23 protein-coding genes are annotated in these 25,259 nt (G+C 73.4%); 16 read left to right on the top strand and 7 right to left on the bottom strand.

Annotated elements, in window-relative coordinates; genetic code table 11:
• Positions 1–229 precede the first annotated feature (229 nt).
• Positions 230–3,844, top strand: a complete 3,615-nt coding sequence (locus tag FIC82_RS00990) for a LamG-like jellyroll fold domain-containing protein (RefSeq protein ID WP_216609951.1) — start codon at positions 230–232, stop codon at positions 3,842–3,844.
• Between the two features lie 91 nt (positions 3,845–3,935).
• On the opposite strand, the gene FIC82_RS00985 is transcribed toward FIC82_RS00990, so the two are convergent.
• The 4 genes from FIC82_RS00985 to FIC82_RS00970 all read right to left on the bottom strand — a co-directional run bounded on the left by FIC82_RS00985 (position 3,936) and on the right by FIC82_RS00970 (position 5,427).
• Complete coding sequence (locus tag FIC82_RS00985; RefSeq protein WP_154797217.1) at positions 3,936–4,397, bottom strand: ATP-binding protein; 462 nt, start codon at positions 4,395–4,397, stop codon at positions 3,936–3,938.
• Positions 4,398–4,474: 77 nt separating this feature from the next.
• Entirely contained in the window at positions 4,475–4,744 is a 270-nt protein-coding gene (locus tag FIC82_RS00980) for a GlsB/YeaQ/YmgE family stress response membrane protein (RefSeq protein ID WP_154797216.1), read from the bottom strand.
• Positions 4,745–4,835: 91 nt separating this feature from the next.
• Positions 4,836–5,024: a hypothetical protein gene (locus FIC82_RS00975; protein WP_154797215.1), complete on the bottom strand. Its 189-nt coding sequence runs from the start codon at positions 5,022–5,024 to the stop codon at positions 4,836–4,838.
• A 64-nt stretch (positions 5,025–5,088) separates the two neighbouring features.
• Positions 5,089–5,427 (bottom strand): STAS domain-containing protein, encoded by a 339-nt coding sequence (locus tag FIC82_RS00970; RefSeq protein WP_154797214.1) that lies wholly within the window; start codon positions 5,425–5,427, stop codon positions 5,089–5,091.
• A gap of 206 nt (positions 5,428–5,633) precedes the next feature.
• Here FIC82_RS00970 and FIC82_RS00965 point away from each other — a divergent pair, with 206 nt between their 5' ends.
• From FIC82_RS00965 to FIC82_RS00945, 5 genes are all read left to right on the top strand, one after another.
• Complete coding sequence (locus FIC82_RS00965) at positions 5,634–5,975, top strand: S-adenosylmethionine decarboxylase family protein (protein WP_168731366.1); 342 nt, start codon at positions 5,634–5,636, stop codon at positions 5,973–5,975.
• The gene (locus FIC82_RS00960) at positions 5,972–6,724 is read left to right on the top strand and encodes a DUF4178 domain-containing protein (RefSeq protein WP_154797213.1); all 753 of its coding nucleotides are present in this window, start codon (positions 5,972–5,974) and stop codon (positions 6,722–6,724) included. Before FIC82_RS00965 ends, FIC82_RS00960 begins: the two co-directional genes overlap by 4 nt.
• 79 nt (positions 6,725–6,803) lie before the next feature.
• Positions 6,804–7,034: a DUF350 domain-containing protein gene (locus FIC82_RS00955; protein WP_253691314.1), complete on the top strand. Its 231-nt coding sequence runs from the start codon at positions 6,804–6,806 to the stop codon at positions 7,032–7,034.
• A gap of 2 nt (positions 7,035–7,036) precedes the next feature.
• On the top strand, positions 7,037–8,707 hold the full coding sequence (locus tag FIC82_RS00950; protein WP_154797212.1) for a polyamine aminopropyltransferase: 1,671 nt from the start codon (positions 7,037–7,039) through the stop codon (positions 8,705–8,707).
• A gap of 118 nt (positions 8,708–8,825) precedes the next feature.
• A complete protein-coding gene (locus FIC82_RS00945; RefSeq protein ID WP_154797211.1) occupies positions 8,826–9,812 on the top strand; it encodes a hypothetical protein in 987 nt (328 codons plus the stop codon).
• Here FIC82_RS00945 and FIC82_RS00940 read toward each other — a convergent pair.
• Positions 9,778–10,812: an LLM class flavin-dependent oxidoreductase gene (locus FIC82_RS00940; RefSeq protein ID WP_154797210.1), complete on the bottom strand. Its 1,035-nt coding sequence runs from the start codon at positions 10,810–10,812 to the stop codon at positions 9,778–9,780. The two genes, FIC82_RS00945 and FIC82_RS00940, sit on opposite strands and share 35 nt — an antisense overlap.
• Before the next feature lie 99 nt (positions 10,813–10,911).
• Here FIC82_RS00940 and FIC82_RS00935 point away from each other — a divergent pair, with 99 nt between their 5' ends.
• The 6 genes from FIC82_RS00935 to FIC82_RS00910 all read left to right on the top strand — a co-directional run bounded on the left by FIC82_RS00935 (position 10,912) and on the right by FIC82_RS00910 (position 17,410).
• Positions 10,912–12,075: a serine hydrolase domain-containing protein gene (locus tag FIC82_RS00935; RefSeq protein ID WP_154797209.1), complete on the top strand. Its 1,164-nt coding sequence runs from the start codon at positions 10,912–10,914 to the stop codon at positions 12,073–12,075.
• Between the two features lie 88 nt (positions 12,076–12,163).
• Complete coding sequence (locus FIC82_RS00930) at positions 12,164–12,898, top strand: DedA family protein (protein WP_418884340.1); 735 nt, start codon at positions 12,164–12,166, stop codon at positions 12,896–12,898.
• A gap of 130 nt (positions 12,899–13,028) precedes the next feature.
• Positions 13,029–14,852 (top strand): bifunctional lysylphosphatidylglycerol flippase/synthetase MprF, encoded by a 1,824-nt coding sequence (locus FIC82_RS00925; RefSeq protein WP_154797208.1) that lies wholly within the window; start codon positions 13,029–13,031, stop codon positions 14,850–14,852.
• The gene (locus tag FIC82_RS00920; RefSeq protein WP_154797207.1) at positions 14,849–15,697 is read left to right on the top strand and encodes a hypothetical protein; all 849 of its coding nucleotides are present in this window, start codon (positions 14,849–14,851) and stop codon (positions 15,695–15,697) included. Before FIC82_RS00925 ends, FIC82_RS00920 begins: the two co-directional genes overlap by 4 nt.
• 91 nt (positions 15,698–15,788) lie before the next feature.
• Entirely contained in the window at positions 15,789–17,033 is a 1,245-nt protein-coding gene (locus FIC82_RS00915; RefSeq protein WP_154797206.1) for a MalY/PatB family protein, read from the top strand.
• Between the two features lie 86 nt (positions 17,034–17,119).
• Positions 17,120–17,410 (top strand): DUF1905 domain-containing protein, encoded by a 291-nt coding sequence (locus FIC82_RS00910; RefSeq protein WP_168731365.1) that lies wholly within the window; start codon positions 17,120–17,122, stop codon positions 17,408–17,410.
• An 80-nt stretch (positions 17,411–17,490) separates the two neighbouring features.
• Here the strand turns inward: FIC82_RS00910 and FIC82_RS00905 are convergent, their stop codons facing one another.
• Both FIC82_RS00905 and FIC82_RS00900 read right to left on the bottom strand, forming a co-directional pair.
• A complete protein-coding gene (locus tag FIC82_RS00905) occupies positions 17,491–18,090 on the bottom strand; it encodes a DUF305 domain-containing protein (protein WP_154797205.1) in 600 nt (199 codons plus the stop codon).
• A 102-nt stretch (positions 18,091–18,192) separates the two neighbouring features.
• Entirely contained in the window at positions 18,193–18,639 is a 447-nt protein-coding gene (locus FIC82_RS00900; RefSeq protein ID WP_154797204.1) for a DUF6153 family protein, read from the bottom strand.
• 194 nt (positions 18,640–18,833) lie between these two features.
• Between FIC82_RS00900 and FIC82_RS00895 the strand changes: the two genes are divergently transcribed.
• The 4 genes from FIC82_RS00895 (at position 18,834) to FIC82_RS00880 (ending at position 25,205) form a co-directional block, all read left to right on the top strand.
• A complete protein-coding gene (locus FIC82_RS00895; RefSeq protein ID WP_154797203.1) occupies positions 18,834–20,342 on the top strand; it encodes a WXG100 family type VII secretion target in 1,509 nt (502 codons plus the stop codon).
• Complete coding sequence (locus FIC82_RS00890) at positions 20,339–21,022, top strand: hypothetical protein (RefSeq protein ID WP_154797202.1); 684 nt, start codon at positions 20,339–20,341, stop codon at positions 21,020–21,022. The genes FIC82_RS00895 and FIC82_RS00890 overlap by 4 nt, the downstream gene beginning before the upstream one ends.
• A 143-nt stretch (positions 21,023–21,165) precedes the next feature.
• Positions 21,166–23,154, top strand: coding sequence for a penicillin-binding transpeptidase domain-containing protein (locus FIC82_RS00885; RefSeq protein ID WP_253691313.1), 1,989 nt, complete (start codon positions 21,166–21,168; stop codon positions 23,152–23,154).
• 704 nt (positions 23,155–23,858) lie between these two features.
• Positions 23,859–25,205, top strand: coding sequence for a dicarboxylate/amino acid:cation symporter (locus FIC82_RS00880; protein ID WP_418884365.1), 1,347 nt, complete (start codon positions 23,859–23,861; stop codon positions 25,203–25,205).
• Positions 25,206–25,259: the final 54 nt, after the last annotated feature.

Below are 25,259 nucleotides of genomic sequence, written 5' to 3'. Positions count from 1 at the left end.
TCACCTGAGCCGTCAGGTGAGGAGCGACCCCGGGTTCGGCGTTTCTCGGGTCCGTGGGCGCCGCCACGCGATGTCGTGTGCTGTTACCTGTTGTCTTTTTCTGGTGGAAGTTGTTTGATTCTGGGGAGACGTCGCGGTGCGCCAAGGAGGGCGACCGCCGGACACGGGAGCCCGGTACGCCGCCGCGTCGGAGCAGTCCTTGGATTCACTCGACGAGGAGGAAGCACGGATGCAGTCCATGACAGCGGTAGCACCACCACGGGGCAGACCGGCGAGGATCGTCGCGGCGGCGCTGGCCGCCGCGCTGACCGTCCCCCTGGCCTTGGCGACGGCGGTCGGGGCGAGCGCGACGCCGGCGGCCACGACCACGGACGAGGCGGGAGCGACCGACGTCGCGGCCCAGGACCTCGCGCTCGACAACGGCCTCAAGGGCGAGTACTTCCTGTCCGGCGGCCCCGGCTGGCCGCTCACCGACCTCAAGGCCACGATCCCCGACCAGCGGATCGAGTTCCCCAACCTGGTCCCGACGTTCGCCGAGCTCACGGGCCGCGGCGAGCGCACCTCCGCGCGCTGGACGGGCAAGATCACGCCCGACTTCAGCGAGGCGTACACGTTCTCCGCGATCGGCGACAACGGCTTCCGGCTGTGGATCGACGACCAGCTCGTCATCGACCACTGGGTCGACGACTGGGACGTCGAGCAGACTTCTGCGCCCGTCCAGCTCCAGGCGGGCCAGGAGTACGCGTTCCGCATGGAGATGTTCCAGAACACCGGCGGCGCGCACCTCCGGTTGCGGTGGCAGAGCCCTTCGCAGCAACGTGAGATCGTGCCGACCGACGCGTTCACCTACCCGGACGACTTCGTCGTCTTCCCCGCCCAGGCTGCGCTCGAGAGCGACGGCAAGAGCCTCAACGTGACGTTCCAGGGCGCGGCGGGCGGTGTCGACGCGAGCCTCGTCGACCACCTCAAGGTCCAGGTGGACCAGCTCGCGTGGCCCGTCGCGCAGGTCGAGGCTCAGGGCGACGTCCTCGGCATCACGCTCGCCGAGCCCGTCGACCGCGCGTCGACCGCCCGCCTGGTCTACGACGGCGAGGGCGACCTCACCGTCGGCGGCGAGAAGGTCGGCTCGCTCAACCTGCCGGTCACCAACGGGTCCGACTTCCGGATCCAGACCCCGTGGGCCGACGACTTCGACCCGACCAACCCCCTGCCGGAGTACCCGCGCCCGCAGCTCACGCGCGACGCGTGGCAGAACCTCAACGGCGTCTGGCAGTTCGAGGCGGCGGAGTCCGACGACGCCGTGCCGAGCGGCCGCGACCTCGACGAGGAGATCGTCGTCCCGTACGCCGTCGAGTCCGCGCTGTCGGGCATCGAGCGCCGCGAGGACGACATGTTCTACCGCCGGACGTTCGAGGTGCCGCAGGACTGGGCGGTCGGGAGCGACAACCGGCTGCGCCTGAACTTCGGCGCGGTCGACTACGTCGCGACGGCGTACGTGAACGGCCAGGAGGTCGGCACGCACCGCGGCGGGTACGACGCGTTCTCGTTCGACGTCACCGACGCGCTCGTCGCGGGCGCGGAGCAGGAGCTCGTCGTGCGCGTCGTCGACACGACGGACGGCAGCAACCAGGCCGTCGGCAAGCAGACGCTCAACCCGGGCGGCATCTTCTACACCCCGACGTCGGGCATCTGGCAGACGGTGTGGATGGAGCCGGTCCCGACCGCGGCGATCGACGCCGTCGTCACGACCCCCGACGTCGAGGCGGGCGTCCTCGCGGTGACCGCGCAGTCGGCCTCCGCGTCCGACGACGCCGAGGTGACCGCCGTCGTGCGGGACGCCGAGGGCACCGAGGTCGGCACCGTGACCGGCGCGGCGAACGAGCTGCTCACGGTCGAGATCCCGGACGCGCACCTGTGGTCGCCCGAGGACCCGTACCTCTACGACGTCGACGTCACCCTGACCGACGGCGGCGCGACCGACACCGTGGCCTCCTACGCGGGCATGCGCTCGATCGAGGTCTCCGAGGTGGACGGCGTCCAGCGCATCCTGCTCAACGGCGAGAAGACGTTCCTCATGTCGACACTCGACCAGGGCTACTGGCCGGACGGCATCTACACGCCCGCGTCCGACGAGGCGTACGTGTTCGACATCCAGGCCCACAAGGACCTGGGCTTCAACACGCTGCGCAAGCACATCAAGGTCGAGCCCGCGCGGTTCTACTACCACGCCGACACGCTGGGCCTGATGATCTGGCAGGACATCCCGAGCGGCTGGTTCAACAACGGCGACACGAACCCGGCGTCCCGCGTCTTCTGGGAGCAGGAGATGAAGGACATCATCGACCAGCACCGCTCGGTGCCGTCGATCGTCGGATGGGTCACGTTCAACGAGGGCTGGGGCGAGTGGAACCTCGCCGACACGGCGCGGATCGGCAACGTGATCGACGAGTACGACCCGAGCCGCATCCTCAACACGCACTCCGGCTACAACTGCTGTGCGTCCAAGGGTGACTCCAAGACGGGCGACATCATCGACTGGCACCAGTACACCGGCCCGGCGCTGCCGAAGCCGGACGCCACGCGCGCCGCGATCGACGGCGAGCACGGCGGCTTCTCGATGAGCGTCCCGGGCCACATGTGGCCGGGCGTGTCGGCCAACCCGTACGGCGGGGTCGCGAACAGCGAGGCGCTGACCGACGCGTACGTGCAGAACACGGAGAAGCTCGTGCGACCGGCGCAGTGCTACCTGTCCGGCTCGGTGTACACGGAGATCTCCGACGTCGAGAACGAGCTCAACGGCTTCTACACGTACGACCGCCGCGTGCTCAAGATGGACGCCGCGCGCGTCAAGGACGTCAACGAGCGGGTCATCGAGGCGGCGAAGCAGGGCTCCGCACCCGTCGACCCGGGCACCCCGGGCCTCACGGGCACGGGCCGCTGGTCGTTCGACGAGGGCCAGGGCACGACGGCGGCCGACGGCGTCGGCGACCACGCGGCGTCGGGCACGGGCACGTGGGTCGCCGGCCACGGCGACAGCGGGTCCGCGATCAGGCTCAACGGCACGAACCAGTCGTTCACGACCGAGGGGCCCGTCGTCGACACGACCGGCTCGTACACGATCTCGGCCTGGGCGCAGCTCGACAAGACGCCCGGCGGCGCGTGGTCGACGATCGTCGGCCAGGACTCGTCGCTCGGCTCGAGCGCGTTCTACCTCCAGTACGGCGGGGGCGGCCGGTGGGCCTTCTCCTACGAGGGCGAGCCGCGCGCCGAGTACGTCGTGCAGCCCGTGCTGGGTGACTGGTACCACGTCGTGGGCGTCCGCGACGCGGCCGACCAGAAGCTCAAGCTCTACGTCAACGGCGAGCTCGTCGGCCAGTCCGACGTGTGCGGCGGCACCACGCCGTCCGGCCCGCTGACGATCGGGCGCGGGCAGTGGAGCGGCAACCCCGTCGACTACTGGCCGGGCACGATCGACGACGTGCGCGTCTTCGACCGGGCGCTGTCCGACGCCGAGGTCGCCCAGGTCTACGCCGGCGACGACGGCGAGGAGCCGGTGCTCGACGTGACGGTCACCGCACAGACGCGCTGCCTCGCGGGCAAGGCCTACGTGGCGGTGCGCGCGACGAACGGCGAGGACGTCCCGGTGGACGTCACCCTCGCCACGCCGTTCGGGACCAAGGCGTTCACCGCCGTGGCCCCGGGCGCGAACGCGTACCAGTCGTTCGCGGTGCGCGGCACGTCCGTCGAGGCGGGCGAGGCGACCGTCCCCGCCACGGCGACGGTCGACGGCGAGCAGGTCTCCACGGAGGTCGTCGCACCGTACGACGCGACTACCTGCGACTGACCCGCACGCGCTGACGGCAGACGACAGGCCCGCCCCGTCCGGTTCTCCGGGCGGGGCGGGCCTGGCGTCGTGCCGTGCGGGAAGCCGTCGGTCAGGCGGCGAACGTCGCCCACACGGTCTTGACCGTCTCGGTGCGGTACCACCCGACGTCCAGCGAGAGCTGGCGGGCCATGTGGAGGCCGACGCCGCCGGCACCGGGGATGCGGCGCCCGGCGTAGACGGGCTCGTGCGAGACGTCGTGGTCGGCGACCTCGAGGAGGAAGCGCTCGTCGGTGCGAGCGAGCCGCACGATCGTCGGCGGCAGGCCGTGACGGAGCGCGTTGGTCGCCAGCTCGGACGCGATGAGGACGAGCGTGTCCGGGGTGGCGGACAGCCGCCCGGTCGTGACCACGCCCTCGGCCTCGAGCGCCCGGACCACCCCCGACCGGAGGGCGGAGAGCTGTTCGGTGGTGCTCAGCACCCACTCCCGGACGGGCCGGTAGCCCGCAGGCGGGAAGGACGTCGAGATCTCGTCGTCGCTGCTCGGGACGGCGATGGTCGGCAGGTCGTCCATGGTGCCTCCGTTCGAGAGGGCGGGTGGCGGTGCGCGCCAGGAGCCTGCCGCGCACCGCCGGGACCGGTCGCTCCGCGTCAGGCGCGGCGGCGGCTCCCCTTGGTGACGGCGCCGTAGACCCCCAGCGTGATGAGGGAGCCGAGGATCGCGAGGATCCAGGTCCGGAAGTCGCCCAGGTCCCCGAGCGGCGTCCCGAACAGGACGGAACCGAGCCACCCGCCGAGCAGCGCGCCGAGGATGCCCAGAAGGATCGTGACGATCAGGGAGCTCGTCTGCTTCCCGGGAAGCACCGCGCGGGCGATGAGACCTGCGACGAGTCCGAGCACGATGTATGCCAGCCAACCCATGTGATTCCTCCTGTATGCGTGCTATAAGAACTTTGCCCCCAGGTCCGCCAGGATGTCAGCGGTCACGTGGGCTCGCACGCCGGACGGGTTCCTACGAGGCGTCGTCCTCACGCGTCGTCGCGACGCGCGCGCCGGGCTCGCGGAGGGACGCGAGCCAGCGGTCGAACTCCGCCGCGATCTCGTCGGGGTGCATGCGGAGCGTCTCGGCGGGGCTGCGTGCCTCGCGTCCGGAGACGTACAGCTGACGAACCATCTCGGTCGTGGGCGTCCAGGCTCTCATCGGTGTCCTGTCGGGTGTCATGTCGGGTGTCCTGACGGGGGCGGGGAGGGGAGGGGCGGGCGGCTCAGCCGGCCGAGCGCTCGTGCGGCGGCTCCGGGTGCGGAGCCTCCGGGGCGGTCTCGACCAGCTCGACCAGGTCGAGAGCTCCGCTGAACTCGAGGAGCTGGAGCACGTGCTCCGGCGTGCGCAGGAGCCGGGGCCGGTGCCCCCTCCTCGCCCCGAGGAGGACGAGGTGCAGGCCGCCCGAGTCCATGAAAGTGACCCGCGAGAGGTCGATGGTCCAGGGCCCGTGGGCGACGGTCGCCGCGAGGCGCTCCTTGACCGCGTGGGCGACGGAGAAGTCGATCTCGCCCCACATCACCCAGCGTCGCGCGTCGTCCTCGATCTGCACTCCTCCGGCCATCGCGCCCTCCCTGGTCGTTCTCCCGTCCCGCGAGCGCGACGACGATACGTGCAACTCGTCTCGTTCGCCCCCGGTCGGGTGGACTCGTCCGTCCGGTCCCGGCAGATCGGCTAGGGTGTGCGCGGCCCGACGGCGGGGCCACCGGACCGCGGGCCGCTCACCCGCGTGCGGCCCACGATCCGACGAGCACGACAGGGGGATCGGGCGTGCAGCGCAACCTCGTCCACGTCTTCGACGTGACGGGAGCAGACCCGGCCCTGCTCGACGACGACCCGACCGTCCGCCGGTGCCTCGACGCGATCGTCCGGCACGCCGGGATGACCCCGCTCGGCGAGGCCTCGCACCGCTTCGAGCCCCAGGGCACGAGCGTCGTGATCCTGCTCGCCGAGTCGCACCTCGCCGTCCACACGTGGCCCGAGCACGGGACCGCGTACGTGACGCTCACGACGTGCCGCCCCCCGGCGTCCACGACCTTTGCCGACGACGTGCGCGCCCTGCTCGCCGACGCCCTCGGCGCGGCCGACGTCGCGGTGCGGAGCCTCGTGTGAGCGCCCGCCCCCGTCTCGCGATGCGCGTCGGCGAGGAGCTCGTCGGCGCACCGCCGCAGCGGGCCACGCCGCGCGCCGTCGCGGTCCTGTCGACGAACCAGGGCGGTTCGACGTACACGTGGGAGGAGTGGCAGCTCCTCGCGCACGACGGCTCGGACGTGTGGGTCGAGTACGACCACGACACGCGCGACGTCACGCTCTACCACCCGGTCGAGGCGTGGCCCCCCGTCGTCGACATGTCGAGCCTGCAGACCGGGCGCACCCTGGGCCTGCGCCTCGACGGGCGGCAGTACTCGCTGACGGTGCGCGAGCGCGGCACGGGGCGCGTGGAGCACGTCGAGGGACAGTTCGCCGAACCGTTCGTGGTCGGCCAGCAGGTCGAGTACGCCGACCTCTCCGCACACGGCACGGTCGTCTCGGTCGAACGCACCACCGGCCCGCTCGGGCCCGTGACTGCCGTCTACCGCGGTCGGCGGCTCGACACCGCGGAGCAGCGCCGTCTCTTCGGGCGACGCCTCGCCCCGCTCGCGTTCCCCGGCGGGCGGTTCGTCGCCTTCGCGGTCGCCGCCGTCGTGCTCGTCGGCTTCTTCGCGTCGTGCTCCGCCCGCACCGCCACGGGCGACTCGTCCTGCACGCCCCGCACCGTCGAGACCGTCGCGCCCTCCGGCGAGGTGGTCACCACCGAGCAGAGCGGCACGTGCGTGCGCCGCTCCGTGTACGGCGGCGGTGGCGGAGGGCTCGGCAAGTGACCCGCCCGACCGTCGGCCGCGCGCGTGCGACCGTCCGCCACCCGTCCGCCCGTCCCACCACCTGACCCCGGGAGTCCCCGTGATCGCCACCGCCGCCCCGCTCGCGTTCCTCTGGTCCTTCTTCTCGACGATCCTCTACTCCGCGCTCGGCATCGTCCTGCTGCTGCTCACGCTCGTCGTCGCGAACAAGGTGTTCCGCCTGAACCTTCACCGCGAGCTCGTCGACGAGCACAACACCGCGTTCGGCGTGATGATCGCCGGCCTCGCCATCGCGATCGGCCTGATCATCGCGGGGACCATCACCTCCTGAGCATGTCCGTCGAGCAGGACACAGGGCAGGACACCGCGCCCGCCCCGTCCGGTCCCGGGTCCGGTCCCGTGCCCGGGGCTGACCGGGCCCCGGACGTGGCGACCCCCGCCGGGCGCGCGCGGAGCCTGGACCGCCCGACCGTCTTCGCCGCCGCGCTGCTCGTCGCCGTCGGCGGGCTGGTCTACGAGCTCATCCTCGGGACGGCGGCGTCGTACCTGTTCGGCGACTCCGTCGTCGCGTTCTCCGTCGCGACGGGGCTGACCCTGTTCGGCATGGGCCTCGGCTCCCTCCTCGCGCCCCGGCTCCAGCGCACGGCGGGGATGAGCTTCGTGCGCAACGAGCTCGTGCTCTCGCTCCTGGGGGGCACGTCCGTGCTCGCGCTGTTCTGGGCGTACGCCCAGACCGAGCTCGCGTGGGTCGTGTTCGTCCTGCTGTCGCTCGCGATCGGCACGGCGATCGGCATCGAGATCCCGCTGCTCGTGGCCGTGCTCAAGGAGCGGGGGAGCGAGGGCTCCGTCTCGCTGCTGTCCAAGGTGCTCGCGCTCGACTACTTCGGCGCGCTCGCGGCGTCGCTGCTGTTCCCGTTCCTCCTGCTGCCGTACCTGGGCCTCGTCCGCACCGCGTTCGCCGTCGCGGTGCTGAACGTCGCCGTCGCGGCGTTCATGCTCGCGCGCATGGGCCACCCGCCGCGCTGGACCGCCCTCGCCGCCGTGACGCTCGTCGTGCTCGTCACCGGGTTCGCGGCCTCGACGTGGCTGGAGACGCGCATCAGCGCGGGGATGTACCAGGACCCGGTCGTCGCGCAGGAGCGCAGCGCCTACCAGCAGGTCGTCGTCACCGAGTACCGCGGCGACACCCGCCTCTACCTGGACAACCAGCTCCAGTTCTCCTCCGTCGACGAGGCCCGGTACCACGAGACCCTCGCGCACGCGGCGATGACGTCCGTCGCGGCACCCGCGTCGGTCGCGATCCTCGGGGGCGGCGACGGGCTCCTCGCGCGCGAGGTGCTGCGGTACGACTCGGTGCAGGAGGTCGCCCTCGTCGACCTCGACCCGGCGGTCACCGACCTCGCGCGCGAGAACCGGCTCCTCACCGACCTCAACGAGCACGCGCTCGACGACCCGCGCGTCACCGTCGTCAACGCCGACGCGTTCCGGTGGGTCGAGGACACCCCGCAGACGTTCGACGTCGTGCTGGTCGACCTCGTCGACCCGTCCACCGAGCGCGTGGCCAAGCTGTACTCGCAGGAGTTCTACGGCATGGTCGCCGCGCACCTGCGCCCGGGCGGCGTGTTCGCGACGCAGGCGACGTCGACCTACTTCACGCCGGACGCGTTCTGGCAGGTCGCCTCCACGGTCCGCGCCGCGGCGCCCGACCGCACCGTCGTGCCGCTCACGGTCAACGTGCCGTCGTTCGGCGAGTGGGGCTTCGCGCTCTCGCTCCCGGGCGGTCCCGGCGGGGTCACGGGGAGCGCCCAGAGGCCCGACGACGTCCCCGGGCTCTTCGCGCGCACGCCCCTCCCCGAGGGGCTGCGGTTCCACGACGCCGCGTCGCTCGCCGCGACGACGCACCTGCCCGCCGACAACCCGCCGCAGGACCTGCCGCCGTCGACCCTGCTGTCCCCGACCGTGCAGCGCACCTACCAGGACGACATGCGCGCGTGGCGCTACTGACCCGCCGCGACGACGGTCGTGCGCCCACCGGCCACCGGTCGGCGAAGACCCCGACGGACGGGGACAGCGCCCTCCGCTATCGTGCGCGTGTGAGTCTGTCCGCTGCCCGGTCCGCCCGTTGAGCACCGCGCAGCTCGACCTCAGCGCCTTCGAGGCCGGGCGTCGTCCCGGCTCCCGGGTGACCCTGCCCGCTCCGTTGCGCAGGGAGCGCCGCACCGGTGTCGTCGTCGTCGTGGGCAGCGTGCTCGCAGGACTCGTCGGTGCGGCGCTGCTGGCCTTCGGGCTGCAGGGGTGGACCAGGCTGACCACGATGCTGGTGCTCGGGGGCGTCGTGGCTGCGTCGACGGGCGCCGTGAACCTCCTGCAGGTCAGCAGGTCGGCAGCGGCTCGGATCAGCCGGTTCGCCGAGGACAACGGGTGCGGCTTCGACGCGCTCAAGGACTCGCCGGGCTACACCGGGAGCAGCTTCCGGGTGGGCACCGATCAGCAGCGTCTCATGGTGGTCCGGGGGACGATCCACGGCTACCAGGTCGAGATCGGCAACCTGCGGTACAGGATCGGTCACCGTCGCGCGCCGCTCATCCAGTCCGGCTACGTGGCCGTCCGGCTGCCGGCCCGGCTCCCGCACGTCGTCATGACGTCGAGGAGCGTGCCGGGCATGCGGGTCGCGTTCCACCCGCGTCCCGAGGACCGGGTCGAGCTGCGGTCCGACAGCGCTCTGCGGGTGTACGCGCGCGAGGAGACGGCGCACGTCGTGCGGTCGATGCTCACGGCTCAGGCGCTCGAGGCGTTCGCGCGGCTGAGCCGCCGGTACTGCGTCGAGATCATGGGGGACACGGTGTTCCTGCACGCACGGTGGCCCGTGTCGACCGGCTCGGGCCGCCGTTGGCGCAGTGTCCTCGCCGACGTCGCAGAGGTCTGCGGCCTGCTCGACACGTCGCCGGTCTGGTCGGTGGCGGAGCGCCGGCTGCGGTCCGCGTCGACGTCGCTGCCAAGGCTGACGACAGGTCTCGACGAGGCCCGACTCCGAAAGATCGTCCTGCTCAGCTTCGGAGCCCTGACGGTCGTGGTCACGCTGTTCGCGGTCTCGGTGCAGACCTGGTGATCTCGTGCAGCGCGTCGAGCGCTGCGAACGGGTCGTCCGGGCGGGCCGGGTCCGGGCTCGTCGCGAGGAGCACGATGCTCGACACCCCGCCCGCGCCGAGCTCGGCGAGCCGGGCACGGAAGGTGTCGGGCGTCCCGACGACGGCGAGCGCGTCGACCCAGGCGTCCGGCATCGCGGTGGCGAAGGCCTCGGGGCTGTCGCTCGCGTCGCGCAGGGCGCGGAGGTCGTCGGCGAACGGCAGCGGGTCGATCTGCGCCGACCAGTCCGTCTCGCCCAGCACGGCGAGGGACGGGCGGACGATCGCGCGGGCCGTCGCGACGTCGTCGTGCACGGCACCCACCGCGAAGGCGACGACGCGGTGCTCCGGCGGAGCGGCGCCGCCCGCGCTCGTGCGCCCCGCGTCGATCGCGGCACGCGCGACGGCCAGGTACTCCGGGGTCACGGGCATGTCGAGGATCGTCCCGTCCGCGACCCGGCCGGAGATCTCGAGCGAGCGCGGGCCGCGCACCCCGGCGAGCACGGGCGGCGGCGAGGCGGGCGGGGCGTGCAGCGCGACGTCGTCGACCGCGACGTAGCGGCCCGAGACGCTCACGCGCTCGCCGTGCAGCAGGGCGCGCACGGCCGACGTCGTCTCCTCGAGCATCGCGAGCGGGCTCGCGGGCCAGACGCCGATCTGCCGCATCCACGCGGGCATGCCGTGCCCGATCCCCAGGTGCAGGCGGCCGGGGTGCAGGGCGGCGAGGGTCGCGGCCTCCATCGCGGCGGTCGACGGCGCGCGCGTCGCCGCGGGGAGGATCCCGATGCCCACCGTGAGGTGCCGGGTCGCGGCGAGCACCGTCGCCGCCTGGGCGATCCCGCCGTGGAACGTGAGGTCCTCGACGACCCACACCTCGTCCAGGCCCACCTCCTCGGCGCGCCGCGCGAACGGCACGATCCGGTCGGCGGGCAGCTCGCGCGGCAGGATCACGCCCAGGGCAGGGGTCGTCGTGGAGGTCGCCATGCCGCGACCGTACTCTGACAGCGCTCCCTCCCGAGAGGTCTCCCGGCGGATGCGGCAAAGACCTGGCCGCGGCCAGGGCGCCGCGCCTACCGTCGAGGCATGACCACGCTCGACGACGCCGCACTCACCACTCTCGACACCCACCTGCGCGCGGCGGCCGACGCCGACGCGTTCTCCGGGGTCGTGCGCCTCGAACGGCACGGCGAGGCGCTCTTCGAGCGCGCGTACGGGATCGCGTCGCGACGCTGGGGCGTCCCGGTCCGGACGAGCACGCGGTTCGACGTCGCGTCCGTGACCAAGCTGTTCACCGCCGTCGCGGTGCTCCAGCAGGTCGGGGAGGGGCGGCTCGGGCTCGACGACCGCGTCCACGACCACGTCGACCTCGTCGGCACGACGATCCCGCGCGAGGTGACGATCCGCCACCTGCTCACGCACACGTCCGGCATCGCGGACGACGCGGACGAGGAGGCGGGCGAGTCGTACGAGGCGCTCTGGGTCGAGCGTCCGAACTACTCCGTGACGCGCACGGAGGACTTCCTTCCCGGATTCGTCCACAAGGAGCCGAACTTCGCGCCCGGCGAGGGGTGCCGGTACTGCAACGTGGGGTTCGTGCTCGCCGGCCTCGCTCTGGAGGCCGTCACCGGGACCACCTACCGCGACCACGTCCGCGAGCACGTGTTCGCGCGGGCGGGCATGGACCGCTCCGGGTTCTTCCGCATGGACGAGGCCGAGCCCGACGTCGCCGAGGGCTGGGAGCCCGTCTTCGACGGCCCGCGGAGCGACGGCCGCATCACCGGGTGGCGGCAGAACATCTACTCCTACCCGCCCGTCGGCTCGCCCGACGGCGGCGCGCACGTCACGGCGGCCGACCTCACCCGGTTCTGGGCGGCGGTCCGCGGCGGCGACCTCCTGCCGCCCGATCTCACGCGCGCGTTCCTCACTCCGCAGGTCAAGCACGACGACGGGGACACGGACGAGACGGACGACAAGGACGCCGAGGGCGTGGAGCGCGCCGCGAGCGTGCACTACGGGTTCGGCGTCGAGTTCGAGCTGCGTGCCGATGGCTCCGTCCGCTCCGCGTACAAGGAGGGCATCAACACCGGGTCGAGCGCGATGCTGCGCCACTACCCCGAAGCGGGCGCGCCGGTCCCTGCCGGTCTCCCTCCCGCCGCGGCACCCGGGGTGACGGTCGCCGTCGTCTGCAACGCCGAGTCGGACGCGTGGGAGACCGTGCGCCGCATCGACGCGCTCGTCCTGGGCTGAGGTCACGCGACGCTCCCCACGAGACCTCCACACGGTCTCGAACTCATCGGCCCTCGTTCGCCCGGTCGCTCGCCTAGGCTCGTGAGCCGTGCCCACCGAACTCTCCGCCGCCCTCTCGGCCGCCCTGCCCACCGCGTCGACGGCGGAGCCGGCGCTCGACGGCGTCGCCGGGTGGGCCGTCGGCCTCATGGAGACGCTCGGCCCGGTCGGCGCCGCCATCGCGATCGCGCTCGAGAACCTGTTCCCGCCGCTGCCCAGCGAGATCATCCTGCCGCTCGCGGGCTTCACCGCGAGCCAGGGGAGCTTCGGGCTCGTCGAGGCCATCCTGTGGACGACGGCCGGGTCGGTCGTCGGGGCGCTCGCGCTCTACGCCGTGGGGGCGATCGTCGGGCGCGAGCGCACGCGCTGGATCGCGGAGCGCCTGCCGCTCGTCAAGGTCGAGGACGTGGACCGCACGGAGCAGTTCTTCCTCAAGCACGGCGGCGCGACCGTGTTCTTCGGCCGCTTCATCCCGATCTTCCGCAGCCTCATCTCGATCCCCGCGGGCGTCGAGCGCATGCCGCTGTGGAAGTTCGCCGGGCTGACGACTGCGGGGAGCGCGGTCTGGAACACGATCTTCGTGTACGCCGGGTACGCGCTCGGCGAGCAGTGGCACGTGGTCGAGGAGTACGCGGGCGTGCTCCAGAAGATCGTCATCGCCGTCGTCGCCGCCGCGGTCGTGTGGTTCGTCGTGACGCGCGTCTGGCGATGGGTGAACGACCACGAGCGCCCCGCCCACGCGCGCCGCGGTTCGTCGTCGTCGCAGGCCCGCGACGACGCCTGACGCTCCTCGACGCCTGATGTTCCGCGACGCCTGACGGTCCCGGCGCCCCCGAGCCTCGACGCTCGGGTCGCCGCGACGTCCGAGGTCGTCCGCCCGCGCGGCCGGGGCGGGCCTGGCGGATGATCGGAGCGTGCCCGACGAGACCCCCCGACCGGCTGCGCCGGAGAGCGCGCCGGAGAGCCAGTCCCCGAGCGCGTCGTCCGGCGCGTCCCGGGCCGCGTCGAACGAGCTCGTCGCGACGGGACGGCACTCCCCGCTCGCCGCCCAGCGGCACCGCGTCCGGGTGCGGCGGGCCGCCTCGACCGTGGTCGTGGCCCTGGCCGTCCTCTCCCTCGTCGGGGTCGTGGCCCGCGGACTGTGGACGCGGCTGACGCTCTACCAGGACGTGGTCCCGGGCGTCGAGGCGGGGAGCCACACGTCGAGCATCCTCCTCGCCGCGGTCGTCCTCTTCCTCACGGCGCGCGGGCTGCGCAACGGGCACCGGCTGGCGTGGCTCGTGACCTGCGTGGTCCTGGGGATCACGGCGGTCGCCCACCTCCTGCACCACCGCCACGCGGTGCCGGCCGTCGTCGTGCTGGCCGCCGTCGTCTGGCTGCTCACGCAGTGGCGCGCGTTCCCCGTGCTGCCCAACCGGCGCGCGGTGCGGCGTGCCGTGCTGCTCCTCGTCGCGGCGGGCGTGGCGCTCGTGCTCGTCGTGGTGGGCGTCGCCGTCGTGCTCGCGGCACGCGACGCGGGCGACGCCGAGCTGGAGAGCACCGCGCGGGTGCTCGCCGCGGTCGCGACCGTGCTCAACCTCCTGCTCGTGGTCCTCGTGCTGTGGTGGCTGCTCTCGCCACGGTCGCCCCGCCCTGCGACCCCCGCCGAGCACCTCGCCGAGCGGGAGCGGGCGCGCGCCGTCGTCGCCGCGCACGGGGGCGGCACGCTCGACTACTTCGCGCTGCGCGACGACAAGGACTGGTTCTTCGTCGGCCACGGCGTCGTCGCCCACTCGGTGCGCAACGGGGTGTGCCTCGTGTCGCCCGACCCGGTGTGCCCGGCCGACGAGCGCGAGCTCGTCTGGGCGGAGTTCCTCGACCACGTGGGACGCAACGGCTGGAAGGTCGCGGTCGTCGCCGCGGGCGAGCCGTGGCTGCCGGTCTACGAGGCCTCGGGCCTGCTGCCCGCCTACCTCGGTGACGAGGCGACCGTCGACTGCCCGTCGTTCTCTCTCGAGGGGAAGGCCCACAAGTCGCTGCGGCAGGCCGTGAACCGCGTCGCGCGCGCCGGGTACACGACGACCTTCCACGACCCGACGACCCTCGACCCCGCACTGCGCGCCGAGATCGCCGCGATGAGCGACGAGTCCCGGCGGGGCGAGGACGAGCGCGGGTTCTCCATGACGCTCTCGCGCCTGTTCGACCCCCACGACACGGGCCTCATGCTCTCCGTGACGCGGTCCGCAGAGGGCCGCGTCGACGCGTTCTGCCAGTGGGTGCCCGCGAGCGACATCGGCGGCTGGTCGCTCGACGTCATGCGCCGCCGCCTCGACGTACCCGACCTGCCGAACGGCCTCGTGGACGCGACGATCGTCGCGACGATCGCGGAGCTCGTCGCGCGGGGGGAGCGCGGGCTGGGCCTGAACTTCGCCGTCCTGCGCGAGCTCATGGAGGGCGAGCGCGACTCGCGGCTCGACCAGCTCGTGCGACCGGTGGTCAAGAAGTTCTCCGAGGGGACGCAGGTGGAGACGCTCGCGACGTTCAACGACAAGTTCGACCCCGGCTGGACGCGGCGGTACGTCGTCCTCGACTCGGCGGAGCAGGCGGCCGTGCAGGCGCTCGTCATGGCCGGCGCGGAGGGCGTCACCGAGATCCCCGTGATCGGCCGGTTCCTGCGCGGGGTGGGCGCCGCCCCGGCAGAGGCCGCTCCTGCCGCGCCGACGGCCGAACCCACGGCACCCCGGGAGGAGGCCTCGTGATCCTGTCGCTGCTCGCCGCCGTCGCCGCGAGCGTCCTGTACGCGGCGAGCACGATCATGCAGGCGGTCGCGACGCGGCGGGCGCACGGCCTCGCGGCCGTCGCGCAGCCGCTCGTCATCGGCGGGCTCCTCGTCGACGGCGTCGCGTGGCTCCTGTCGCTCCTCGCCCTCGACCACCTGCCGCTCTTCGTCGTGCAGGCCGTCGTCGCGGCGTCGCTGGTCGTCGTCGTGCTGCTCGCGCGGCTCGTGCTCGGTGCGACCCTGCGGCGCACGGACCTCGTGGCGATGGGCGTCGTCGTGGCGGGCCTCGTCGTGCTCGCGCTCGCCGCGGGGGAGCAGCCCGCGACGCACCCGCCGGCGGGCTTCGTGACGTGGGTCAACGTCGCCGGTGCCGCCGTCGCCGTCGGCACGGTCGCTGCCTATCGGCGCGGGCACCCGGTGCTCCTCGCCGTGCTCGGCGGGCTCGGCTACTCGGTCGCCGCCGTCGCCGCGCGCGGCGCCCACGCGTCCGGCGACCTGCTCGACACGGTGCTCCAGCCGCTGGCCGTCGCGATCGTCCTCGGGGGCGTCGCCGGGGCGCTCGCGTACCTGCGCGCGCTCGAGCGCGGCGCGGTGGGAACGGTCGCGGCGACCGTGTCCGTCCTCGAGGTCCTCGTCCCCGGAGCGGTCGGGCTCGCGGTGCTCGGCGACGTCGTCCGCTCGGGCTGGGCCGTGCCCGCGGTGGTCGCGACCCTCGCCGCCGTGGGCGGGTGCGTCGTCCTCGCGGCGAGCCCGGCGAACGCCGCCGCGGAGGAGCCCGCCCCCACGGATCCTGAACCCGAGGGCGCGGCGCCGGAGACCACCTAGGGTGGTCCGGGGCGACCCGCCGAACCCGGCCCTCCCAGCTGGACGATCTGACGACGAGCCGTTCGGGGTTCGGCACCGAGGGAGGAGCACGATGACCACACCGCTGGACGTCCTCACGCTCGACGAGCTGCGCCGTCGGACGTCGGTGAAGTGGCGCGCCTTCCCGCCCGACGTGCTGCCGCTGTTCGTCGCGGAGATGGACGTCGCGCCGTGCGAGGCCGTGGTCGACGCCGTGACCGCGGCGCTGCGCGCGGGCGACACCGGGTACGACGTCGGCACCACCTACGGCGAGGCGTACGCGCGGTTCGCCGAGCGCCGGTGGGGCTGGTCGTTCGACGCGTCGACGTCGCGCACGCTGCCCGACGTCATGCTCGCGATCGTCGAGGTGCTGCGCGTGCTCACGTCCCCCGGCGACGCGGTCGTGGTGAACCCGCCGGTCTACCCGCCGTTCTACGGCTTCACCATGAACGAGGGGCGGCGCGTCGTCGACGCCCCGCTCGGTGCCGACGGCCGGCTGGACCTCGACGCGCTGGAGCGCGCGTTCGCCGTCGCGACGGGCGCCGCCGCGAACGGTCGCGGCCCCGGGAGCGGGCGCCGCGCCGTCTGGCTCGTGTGCAACCCGCAGAACCCGACGGGCACGGTGCACACGCCCGGCGAGCTCGAGGCGGGACTGGCGCTCGCCACGCGGTACGGCGTCCGAGTCGTCGCGGACGAGATCCACGCCCCGCTCACCCGGCCGGGTCTCGACGGGCGGGCGCCCACGACCCACACGCCGCTCCTGTCCGTCCCGGGGTCGGGGTCGGCCGTCGCGATCGTCTCCGCGTCCAAGGCCTGGAACCTCCCCGGGCTCAAGGCCGCGGCAGCGGTCGGCGGCCCGGCCGCGGTCGACGACCTGCGCCGGATCCCCGAGGAGGCGGGGCACGGCGTGCAGCACGTGTCGGTGCTCGCGCACGTCGCCGCGCTCGACCACGGAGAGTCGTGGCTCGACGACGTGCTCGCCGGGGTCGAGCGCAACGCCTGGCTCCTCGCCGACCTCCTCGCGGAGCACCTGCCGGAGGTCGGCTACCGCCCCGGCGAGGCGACGTACCTCGCGTGGCTCGACTGTCGGGAGATCGACGGCGCTGTGGCGGGCGTCGACCCGGTCGGGGGCGTCGGCGGCCCGGCGCCCGCGCAGGACCCGCGCGGCTGGTTCCTCGACCGCGCGCGCGTCGCGCTGGAGGAGGGTCGCCGGTTCGGCTCCGGCGGCGAGGGGCACGTGCGGCTCAACCTCGCGACCGGGATCGACGTGCTCACGGAGGCCGTCGAGCGCATGGGCGCCTCCCTCGGGCGGCGGTGACGGCCCGGCGCGGCAGCGACCGACGACTTCGCGCGAGGCGCACGGTCACCACCTCGACCAGCATCCCGATCCACCTGGAGGACCTCGTGCCGTTCGACCCCGTCGCCCTCGACCGTACGTTCACCGCGCCCGTCGGCGTCGACGTGAAGGGCGACACGTGGCCCTGCGTCGAGGTGCCCGACGCGCGCGGCCTCTTCGGCTCGCTCCGGTCGGTGCGGGTCGACGCGACCGTCGACGACGTTCCCCTGCGGAACGTCGGGCTCATGCCGACGGGCTCCGGCGGCCTGATGCTGTCGCTCAACGCCGCCGTGCGCAAACGGCTCGGCAAGGACGTGGGCGACACGGTCACGGTCCGGCTCGAGCGCCGCCTGAGCTGAGACCGCAGGGCAGGACGCGTCGGAGGTCGTTCGCCGGAGAGGTGGTGCGCCGGCGCGACCGCCGGCGCACCGCCTGGCGGTCAGAGGGAGGCGAGCAGGTCCTGCATGGTGCGGATCTCCTCGGACTGCGTGTCGACGACGGCCTGGGCCATCTCGACCGCGCCGGGGTGCAGGCCGTCCTCGACCTCGACCTCCGCCATCTCGATCGCGCCCTCGTGGTGCACGATCATCTGCTCCAGGAAGAGCCGGCCCGCGTCGGCGCCCTCGGCGTCGTCGAGGGCCTGCACGTCGTCCTCGCTCATCATGCCGTCCATGCCCCCGTGGCCGGAGTGGTCGCCGGCGCCGTCCGCGCCCCACGCCCCCATCCACTCCTGGAGCTGCTCGATCTCGGGGCCCTGGGCCTCCTTGATCCGGGTCGCGAGCTCCGTGACCTGCGGGTCGACCCCCTCGGTGGCGAGCACGACGTCCGACATCTCGATCGCCTGCTCGTGGTGGGGGATCATCATCTGCGCGAACATCACGTCCGCGTCGTTGAACTCGGTCGACGACTCCGCGTCGTCGTCCGGTGCCTGGCTCGTCGTGACCGACGGGTCCGTGCCCGGCTCGTCCTCCGGGGAGGAGCAGGCCGCGAGGGTCGCGACCGTGACCAGGGCAAGACCGGTGACCAGCATGCGCTTCATGACAGAAGGCCTTTCGTGCTCGAGGAAGGTGGAGGTCCCACGGCGCGGACCCACGGGTCCGCGTGACGGTCGGCGCTCCGGCGCGCCGGCGGTCGTCGGTTCCTACGTCCTCGAGATGCCCAGCGCGAGCAGCGACGGTGCGGGCGCCGTGCGCGACACGACACCCCGCAGCCGGTCGGCTGCCGCCGTCGCCGCAGGGTGCGCGACGCGGACGAGACCCGCCCGAGGCGCTGCCAACGTCAGCAGGACGACCAGCACCATGAGGCACATCGCCGCGGCCATCTCGTGCCCGCCGCCGCAGGACGGGTCGCACCCGTGGTCGGCGGACGGGGTCGCGGGATCGGCCACCTCGGCCCCGTGGGCCGCGGACGTCGGCGCGGTCCCCACCGACCCGGTGGTGACGGTCACGGGCGACCCGTGGGCGACCGGCGACCCGCTCAACTGGTGCATCGTCACGACGCCGAGGATCAGCACCGCGATCGCGAGCACGCTCGCGAGACCCCGCCGGGGTCCGGCGAGGGACGAGCGGAGGGCGGCGACCGGCTTCATGTCGCGCCCAGCCTAGCCACACGCCCGGTCGCGTCGTCGACGGAGCCCGCCGCGTCGACCGGAGCCGCGCCGGGGATGGGCAGCCCTCCCCATCGCGTCGGATGCCCGCTCCGCGTAGCGTCGGCGTGCGACCGTCACGACGAGGCTGTCGACACGTGCGCGCGAGGAGACGCGCGGGCGCTGGGAGGAGCGGCATGAGCGGGATGTGGGGCGCCGACGTCCAGGCGTTGCGCACGCTCTCGTCAGGCCTACGGTCGGGCGCCGACACGCTGCGGGCCCATCGCGCCCAGGTGGCATCGCTCGTCGAGGGCTCCACCAGGTGGGACGGGCCCGACGCCGCGCAGTTCCGCAGCGACTGGACCGCGAGCCTCGCCCCGGCGCTCGCGGGCGCCGCGACCCTGCTCGACACCGCTGCCGACCAGCTCGCGGCCGACGCCGACCAGCAGGAGTCCGCGAGCAGCGACGACGGCGGGTCCGTCGGCGGGCCAGGGGGCGGGCCGGGAGGCCCGACGTCCGGACCCGGCGGGCAGCAGCCGACCGTCCCCACGCCCACCCCGGGCGAGTACGCCGCGATGGACGCGGGCGAGCGCGCGGACTGGCTCGCGAACGCGACGGACGAGCAGGTCGCCGCCCTGTACGCGCAGCTCGTGCGCCTCGGCGTCGACCCCGACTCGCCCGGCTTCTCCGACCTCGCCGTCGCGCACTGGACGCGTGTCGCCGCCGCCGAGGCGGGCTTCGACTTCGCCGACTGGGACCCGTCCGCCGGGGCGTCGGCCAACCGCGAGATCATCGAGGGCGTCTACACCTATTACGGCGAGCTGTACCTCGACAACCCGTGGATGCAGTGGGCGGGCATGGCGGCGATGATCGGTCCGTCGTTCGCCGCGGGGTTCTTCGACCTCGACCAGATGCGCCAGCTCGCGCAGGCGGTCGCGACCGGCGCGCAGGCGCTGCCGCCCGGCGTGGACCGCGCGGCGCTCGAGGCGATCGCTCACCTGTCCGACGCCGAGCTCGGGTTCTACGAGAACCAGTTCCTCTCGATGCAGCGCGAGATCTTCGTCGACCAGGCCGTCATGCACGAGGCGTACCTGAACGGCGGCATGGAGGAGATGGAGCGGCTGCTCGAGGCCGGCGTCATCGACGACGCCGCTTACCAGGCCTGGGCGGACATCGAGGCCGGGCGCGCGGGCGACGCGCAGGCGCTCGCGGACGGCAACACGGCGCTGCTGTGGCGCGAGCAGAACCAGATCATCGCCGACGACTGGCAGACCATGCGCGACCACCCGGTCACGGGCGAGGCCTTCACCTACGTCATGACGCTCGTCGGCGAGCCGTCCATCCCCGGCGCCGGCACGTACGCGCAGTACGACCCGTTCACGGTGAGCGTCGAGACGCCGGGCCCGGAGAACGTCGGCATCCCGTTCACGGGCATCTCGTTCGACAACCCCGTGCAGGGGACCGTCACGGTCGAGACGCCGCTCCCGGGCGGCAACATCGCCGACCAGGGGGCCCGCTGGGAGTACATCGCGAACGACACGCTCCCCGCCTACCAGGAGCTCGTCACGCAGCACCCGGACCAGGCCGCGCAGATCATCGGCACCGACGTGTCCGACCGGATCGACGACTACCGGCTCACGAACCCCGCACGCATCGGTCGCATCCTTGACAGACTGACCGAGTGGGACGTGGACGTGGACCAGTGAGCCGGCCCGGGGGGCGTGCACGCCGGACCGCGCGGAGCCTCGGCGGCGTCGCGGCGGCCGTGCTCGCCGGGTCTCTCGTCCTGACGGCGTGCACGGTGACGTTCGGCGACCCGGACGACGCGACCACGAGCCCTGGCGGGACGAGCGCGGCGACCGGCGGGACGTCGTCGGGCGGCGAGGCCGGGACGACGACGATCGAGGACATCGAGAGGGGCGAGCCCATGCGCTGGGACGTGAGCAGGCCGATCACCGCGGAGTCCGTGGGGCTGGGGGAGTCGCAGGCCGTCGTGCAGGTGCCGGACGGCGCGGCGCAGGTCGAGCTGACGCTCCCCGACGGCACGTGGTCGACGACGGCCGAGGAGCTGACGATCCAGCCGCGCCGCGGCTACGTGAGCACGGTCAACGTGTTCCGCACGCTGTCCGGCGGGCAGGCGGTCCACGACCAGCTCGTCGCCGACGCCGAGGTCCTCGGCTTCCCGCGGTCGCAGGTCGACCGGTGGCTCGACGAGCTGCCCGCGTCCCTCGACGCCTCGCGCGCGGGCGGGACGCGCGAGCGCACGGGCATCAACGGCTCGAACGGCGACGTCGTCACGTCCGTGCAGATCAGCCACGAGCCCGGGCCGGGCGGCGACGAGAGCATCCGCCTCTGGTACGCGATCAGCCCGGTCACCCCGGACTGACGACCCGGAAGGCCGGGGTTGAGCGGCCCGGGCGTGAAGAAGCCGGGGACGAACCGGGCCGGTTCGCCCCGGTCGTCCGGGTCGTCCGGGGCGTGGGGTAGCGTCCCTCCCGTCCCGAAAGGCACGGAGCAGGGGAGCAGAGAGTGAGCAGCGTCGCGCACGACCACGGCCGGACGACCAGGCAGGGGCGCCCTCGCCTCCGGCGCCGGGGCGTGCGCTGGGCGAGCGCCGCGGCGCTCGCGCCCGTCCTCGCCCTGCCGCTCGCGGCGTGCACTCCCGACCGGCCGGAGGCGAAGGACGCGGCGGCCGCGCTCGCGCAGGCGATCGAGGCGGGCGACGTGAGCGGGCTGGAGTTCCGCAACGGCGCCGCGAAGGACGTCCAGGGTCACCTCGAGGCGGTGCTCGAGCCGCTCGCACCGTTCGAGCGCACGGTCGAGGTCTCGGCGGTCGACGTGGTCGAGGAGGGCGACGACGCGGGCGACCGCGCGACGGCGACGCTCGCCTACACCTGGGAGGTCGCGGGCGAGCAGGCCTGGGAGTACACGACGACGGCGGAGCTGACGTTCGCGGAGGCGTCCGGCGGCGAGGAGGGCCCCGGGGCCTGGGACGTCGTGTGGGAGCCGGACGTGCTCGTCCCCGAGCTCGGCCAGGGTGACCGGATCGCCGTGAACCGGGTCGCCGCCGTGCGGGCGGGCATCCTCGGCGCCGCCGACGTCCCGATCGTCCAGGACCGCCCGGTCTACCGGATCGGCGTCGACAAGACGCTGGTGGCCTCGGGCGCGTGGGACCGGGCGGCACGGGACCTCGCCGGCGTCGTCGGCCTCGACCCCGAGGAGTACGCGCAGCGCGTCGTCGGCGCGGGCGAGAAGGCCTTCGTCGAGGCGATCACCGTCCGGACGGAGGACACGGCGGGCGTCGACGTGGAGGCGGCGCGGGCCGTCGACGGCGTCCGCGTGGTCGACGACGAGATGCCGCTCGCGCCGACGCGCGAGTTCGCGCGACCGATCCTCGGCCGTGTGGGGGACGCGACGGCCGAGATCGTCGAGGAGTCCGAGGGCGCGGTCGCGGCGGGCGACCAGGTCGGGCTCTCCGGTCTGCAGCGCCAGTACGACGAGCAGCTCCGGGGCGTCCCGGGCCTGTCGATCGAGATCGTGCCGGGCGAGGGTGCGGAGGGCGAGCCGACCGAGGTCTTCGCGGTCGACCCGGTGGACGGCACCCCGCTGAGCACGACCCTCCGGCCCGACATGCAGGTGGCCGCCGAGGCGGTGCTCGCGGGGCAGGGACCGAGCGCGATCGTCGCGATCCAGCCGTCGACGGGCGAGGTGCTGGCCGCGGCGAGCTCGACCGCGGGGGAGGGGCTCTCGACCGCGACGACCGGCCAGTACGCGCCGGGCTCGACGTTCAAGGTCGCGACGACCCTCGCGATGCTGCGCGCGGGGCTCACGCCCGACACGACCGTCGCGTGCCCGCCCACGATCACGGTCGAGGGTCGCGAGTTCCAGAACGTCCCGGGGTACCCGACGGCGGCGCTCGGCGACGTCCCACTGCGCACCGCGTTCGCGAACTCGTGCAACACCGCGATGATCGGGCAGCGGGACACGGTCACGCAGCAGGCGCTGCACGACGCCGCGGCGTCGCTCGGGCTCGGTGTCGAGTCCGAGCTGGGGGCACCCGCGTTCCTCGGCGACGTGCCGACCGACGCGCAGGGCACCGAGCACGCGGCGTCGATGATCGGGCAGGGCAAGGTCCAGGCCTCGCCGCTCGCGATGGCGACCGTGGCGGCGAGCGTCGCCGCCGGGCGCACGGTGTCGCCCGTCCTCGTGCACCCGGACGTGCAGACCGTCGCCGACGAGGAGCCCGCCGGGACCCTCACCGAGGAGGAGGCGGCGACGCTGCGCGGCCTCATGCGCGCCGTCGTCACCGAGGGATCGGCGTCGATCCTCCAGGACCTCCCGAGCGAGCCCGGCGCGAAGACGGGGACCGCGCAGTACGGCGACGGCAGCCAGTCGCACGCGTGGATGATCGCGACCCAGGGCGACCTCGCGGTGGCCGTGTTCGTCGAGACGGGCGAGGGCGGCGCCGTCACCGCGGGCCCCCTGATGCACGCCTTCCTCGACGCACCCAACGCCTGACCTCTCGAGAGAGCGACACCCAGCATCCCGACCCCTGAGATCGGTGCTGGGCGTCGCTCTCTCGGCCGGTGGTCGCCGTCTCGCGGCGCGAGCGTGGGTCGAGGGGAATACCGAGCCGTGGGCGGGTCGTTGGGTACGAGCAGGTATGATCGGTTGCCGCGGGCGTCCGTCTGCCCGTGTTTCAGCGAGAACCCACCGTTCCGGGAGAACCTTCGTGTTCGTCAGCGTGCCTGCCTGGCAGCTCACCCAGCGCCGCGACGTCGACCTCCGTCGAGTCGCCAGCGCGCTGTGTCGCTGACCCCCCGTCGCCGCTGACACCTCCGCCTCCGCAGCCTTCGTCAGGACCCGGGTCACGCTCGTGACCTGAGCCGCTGACCCGCGCGCCCCGCACCGTCAGGACCTCCTGGACGACCTCTCGTCGTCCGGCCGGCCTGCCTGGGTCCGCTGCTGCCGGCACCCCGCGACGACGTCCCGAGCCCCTCTCCCGAGTGCGGGCGCTCGTGCGCCCGCGACACCCCGAAAGGTCACCCGTGTCCTCGACACCCTCGAAGGCCGCCTCGCCGCAGGCGACCTCCACCGACCGGACCGACGACGCGTCGTCCGCGACGCCGCCCGCGAAGAAGAAGCGCCGGTTCCCCTCGTTCAGCGTCCAGATCCTGCTCGGCCTCGCGGTCGGCGTCGGCCTCGGCGCCGTCGCCCTCGCGATGGGCCCGCAGGACGCGGCCGGTGAGGTCCCCAACGGCCTGACGACCACGCTCGACACCATCGGCTCGTCGTTCGTCACGCTGCTCAAGGCCGTCGTGCCGCCGCTGATCTTCACAGCGATCGTCGCGTCGATCGCGAACCTGCGCACCGTCACCAACGCCGCGCGCCTCGCCGGCCAGACGCTCCTGTGGTTCGCCATCACCGCCGCGATCTCCGTGGCCGTCGGCATCGGCCTGGGCCTGCTGTTCCAGCCGGGCAACCGCGCGTCGGTCTCGCTCGACGCCGCGTCCGAGCCGGGCCGCACCGGCACGTGGCTCGACTTCCTCAACGGCCTCATCCCGGGCAACGTCCTGGGCCTCGGCGCGAGCACGCAGGTCGAGGTGACCGACGCCGGTGCGAGCGCCAGCACGTCGGTGAGCTTCAACGTGCTCCAGATCCTCGTCGTCGCGCTCGTCATCGGCATCGCCGCGCTCAAGTCGGGCAAGAAGGCCGACCCGTTCCTCGCGTTCAACCGCTCCGCGCTCGCGATCGTGCAGAAGGTCCTGTGGTGGATCATCCGCCTCGCGCCGATCGGCACCGCCGGCCTCATCGGCTACGCCATCGCGGCGTACGGCTGGACGTCGCTCGCGTCGCTCGCGTGGTTCGCCGTCGCGATCTACGTCGGCCTCGCGGTCGTGCTGTTCGTGGTCTACCCGATCCTGCTGCGCACCAACGGTCTGAAGATCTCGAGCTACTTCAAGGGCGCGTGGCCCGCGATCCAGCTCGCGTTCGTCTCGCGCTCCTCGATCGGCACGCTGCCCGTGACGCAGCGCGTCACCGAGCGCAACCTCGGTGTCCCGAGCGAGTACGCGTCGTTCGCCGTGCCGCTGGCCGCGACCACCAAGATGGACGGTTGCGCCTCGATCTACCCGGCCATCTCGGCGATCTTCGTCGCGCAGATCTTCGGCATCGACCTGTCGATCACCGACTACCTGCTCATCGCGTTCGTGTCCGTCGTCGGCTCCGCCGCGACCGCGGGCCTCACCGGCGCGATCGTCATGCTGACCCTCACGCTCTCGACCGTGGGCCTGCCGCTCGCGGGCGTCGGCCTGCTGCTCGCGATCGACCCGATCCTCGACATGGGCCGCACCGCGGTGAACGTCGCGGGCCAGGCGCTCGTGCCGACCATCGTGGCCAAGCGCGAGGGCATCCTCGACCTCGAGCAGTACGAGGCCGCCACGGCCGAGGACCTCTTCGTGGACGAGGACGACGCGTCGTCCGAGGCGACCACCGAGGCCACGGCACCGGCCGAGACCACGAAGCCCACGCCGTCGGGCGAGAAGGAGCCGGTAGGCGCCCCCGCCTGACCCCGACCAGGCGATTCCTCGCCCGAACACGACATGGGTGCCGTTATCCACGGG

Source organism: Cellulosimicrobium protaetiae (assembly GCF_009708005.2).
Lineage (GTDB): Bacteria > Actinomycetota > Actinomycetes > Actinomycetales > Cellulomonadaceae > Cellulosimicrobium > Cellulosimicrobium protaetiae.
The sequence above is the reverse complement of the archived record's forward strand: the minus strand, read 5'-3'. Positions and strand labels throughout refer to the sequence as shown.

What these genes read in the sequence shown, in the direction of transcription:
- FIC82_RS00990 (WP_216609951.1), top strand. Translation starts at nt 230, where the DNA reads ATGCAGTCCATGACAGCGGTAGCACCACCACGGGGCAGACCGGCGAGG.
- FIC82_RS00985 (WP_154797217.1), bottom strand. Translation starts at nt 4,397, where the DNA reads ATGGACGACCTGCCGACCATCGCCGTCCCGAGCAGCGACGACGAGATC.
- FIC82_RS00980 (WP_154797216.1), bottom strand. Translation starts at nt 4,744, where the DNA reads ATGGGTTGGCTGGCATACATCGTGCTCGGACTCGTCGCAGGTCTCATC.
- FIC82_RS00975 (WP_154797215.1), bottom strand. Translation starts at nt 5,024, where the DNA reads ATGAGAGCCTGGACGCCCACGACCGAGATGGTTCGTCAGCTGTACGTC.
- FIC82_RS00970 (WP_154797214.1), bottom strand. Translation starts at nt 5,427, where the DNA reads ATGGCCGGAGGAGTGCAGATCGAGGACGACGCGCGACGCTGGGTGATG.
- FIC82_RS00950 (WP_154797212.1), top strand. Translation starts at nt 7,037, where the DNA reads ATGTCCGTCGAGCAGGACACAGGGCAGGACACCGCGCCCGCCCCGTCC.
- FIC82_RS00940 (WP_154797210.1), bottom strand. Translation starts at nt 10,812, where the DNA reads ATGGCGACCTCCACGACGACCCCTGCCCTGGGCGTGATCCTGCCGCGC.
- FIC82_RS00935 (WP_154797209.1), top strand. Translation starts at nt 10,912, where the DNA reads ATGACCACGCTCGACGACGCCGCACTCACCACTCTCGACACCCACCTG.
- FIC82_RS00915 (WP_154797206.1), top strand. Translation starts at nt 15,789, where the DNA reads ATGACCACACCGCTGGACGTCCTCACGCTCGACGAGCTGCGCCGTCGG.
- FIC82_RS00905 (WP_154797205.1), bottom strand. Translation starts at nt 18,090, where the DNA reads ATGAAGCGCATGCTGGTCACCGGTCTTGCCCTGGTCACGGTCGCGACC.
- FIC82_RS00900 (WP_154797204.1), bottom strand. Translation starts at nt 18,639, where the DNA reads ATGAAGCCGGTCGCCGCCCTCCGCTCGTCCCTCGCCGGACCCCGGCGG.
- FIC82_RS00895 (WP_154797203.1), top strand. Translation starts at nt 18,834, where the DNA reads ATGAGCGGGATGTGGGGCGCCGACGTCCAGGCGTTGCGCACGCTCTCG.
- FIC82_RS00880 (WP_418884365.1), top strand. Translation starts at nt 23,859, where the DNA reads ATGGGCCCGCAGGACGCGGCCGGTGAGGTCCCCAACGGCCTGACGACC.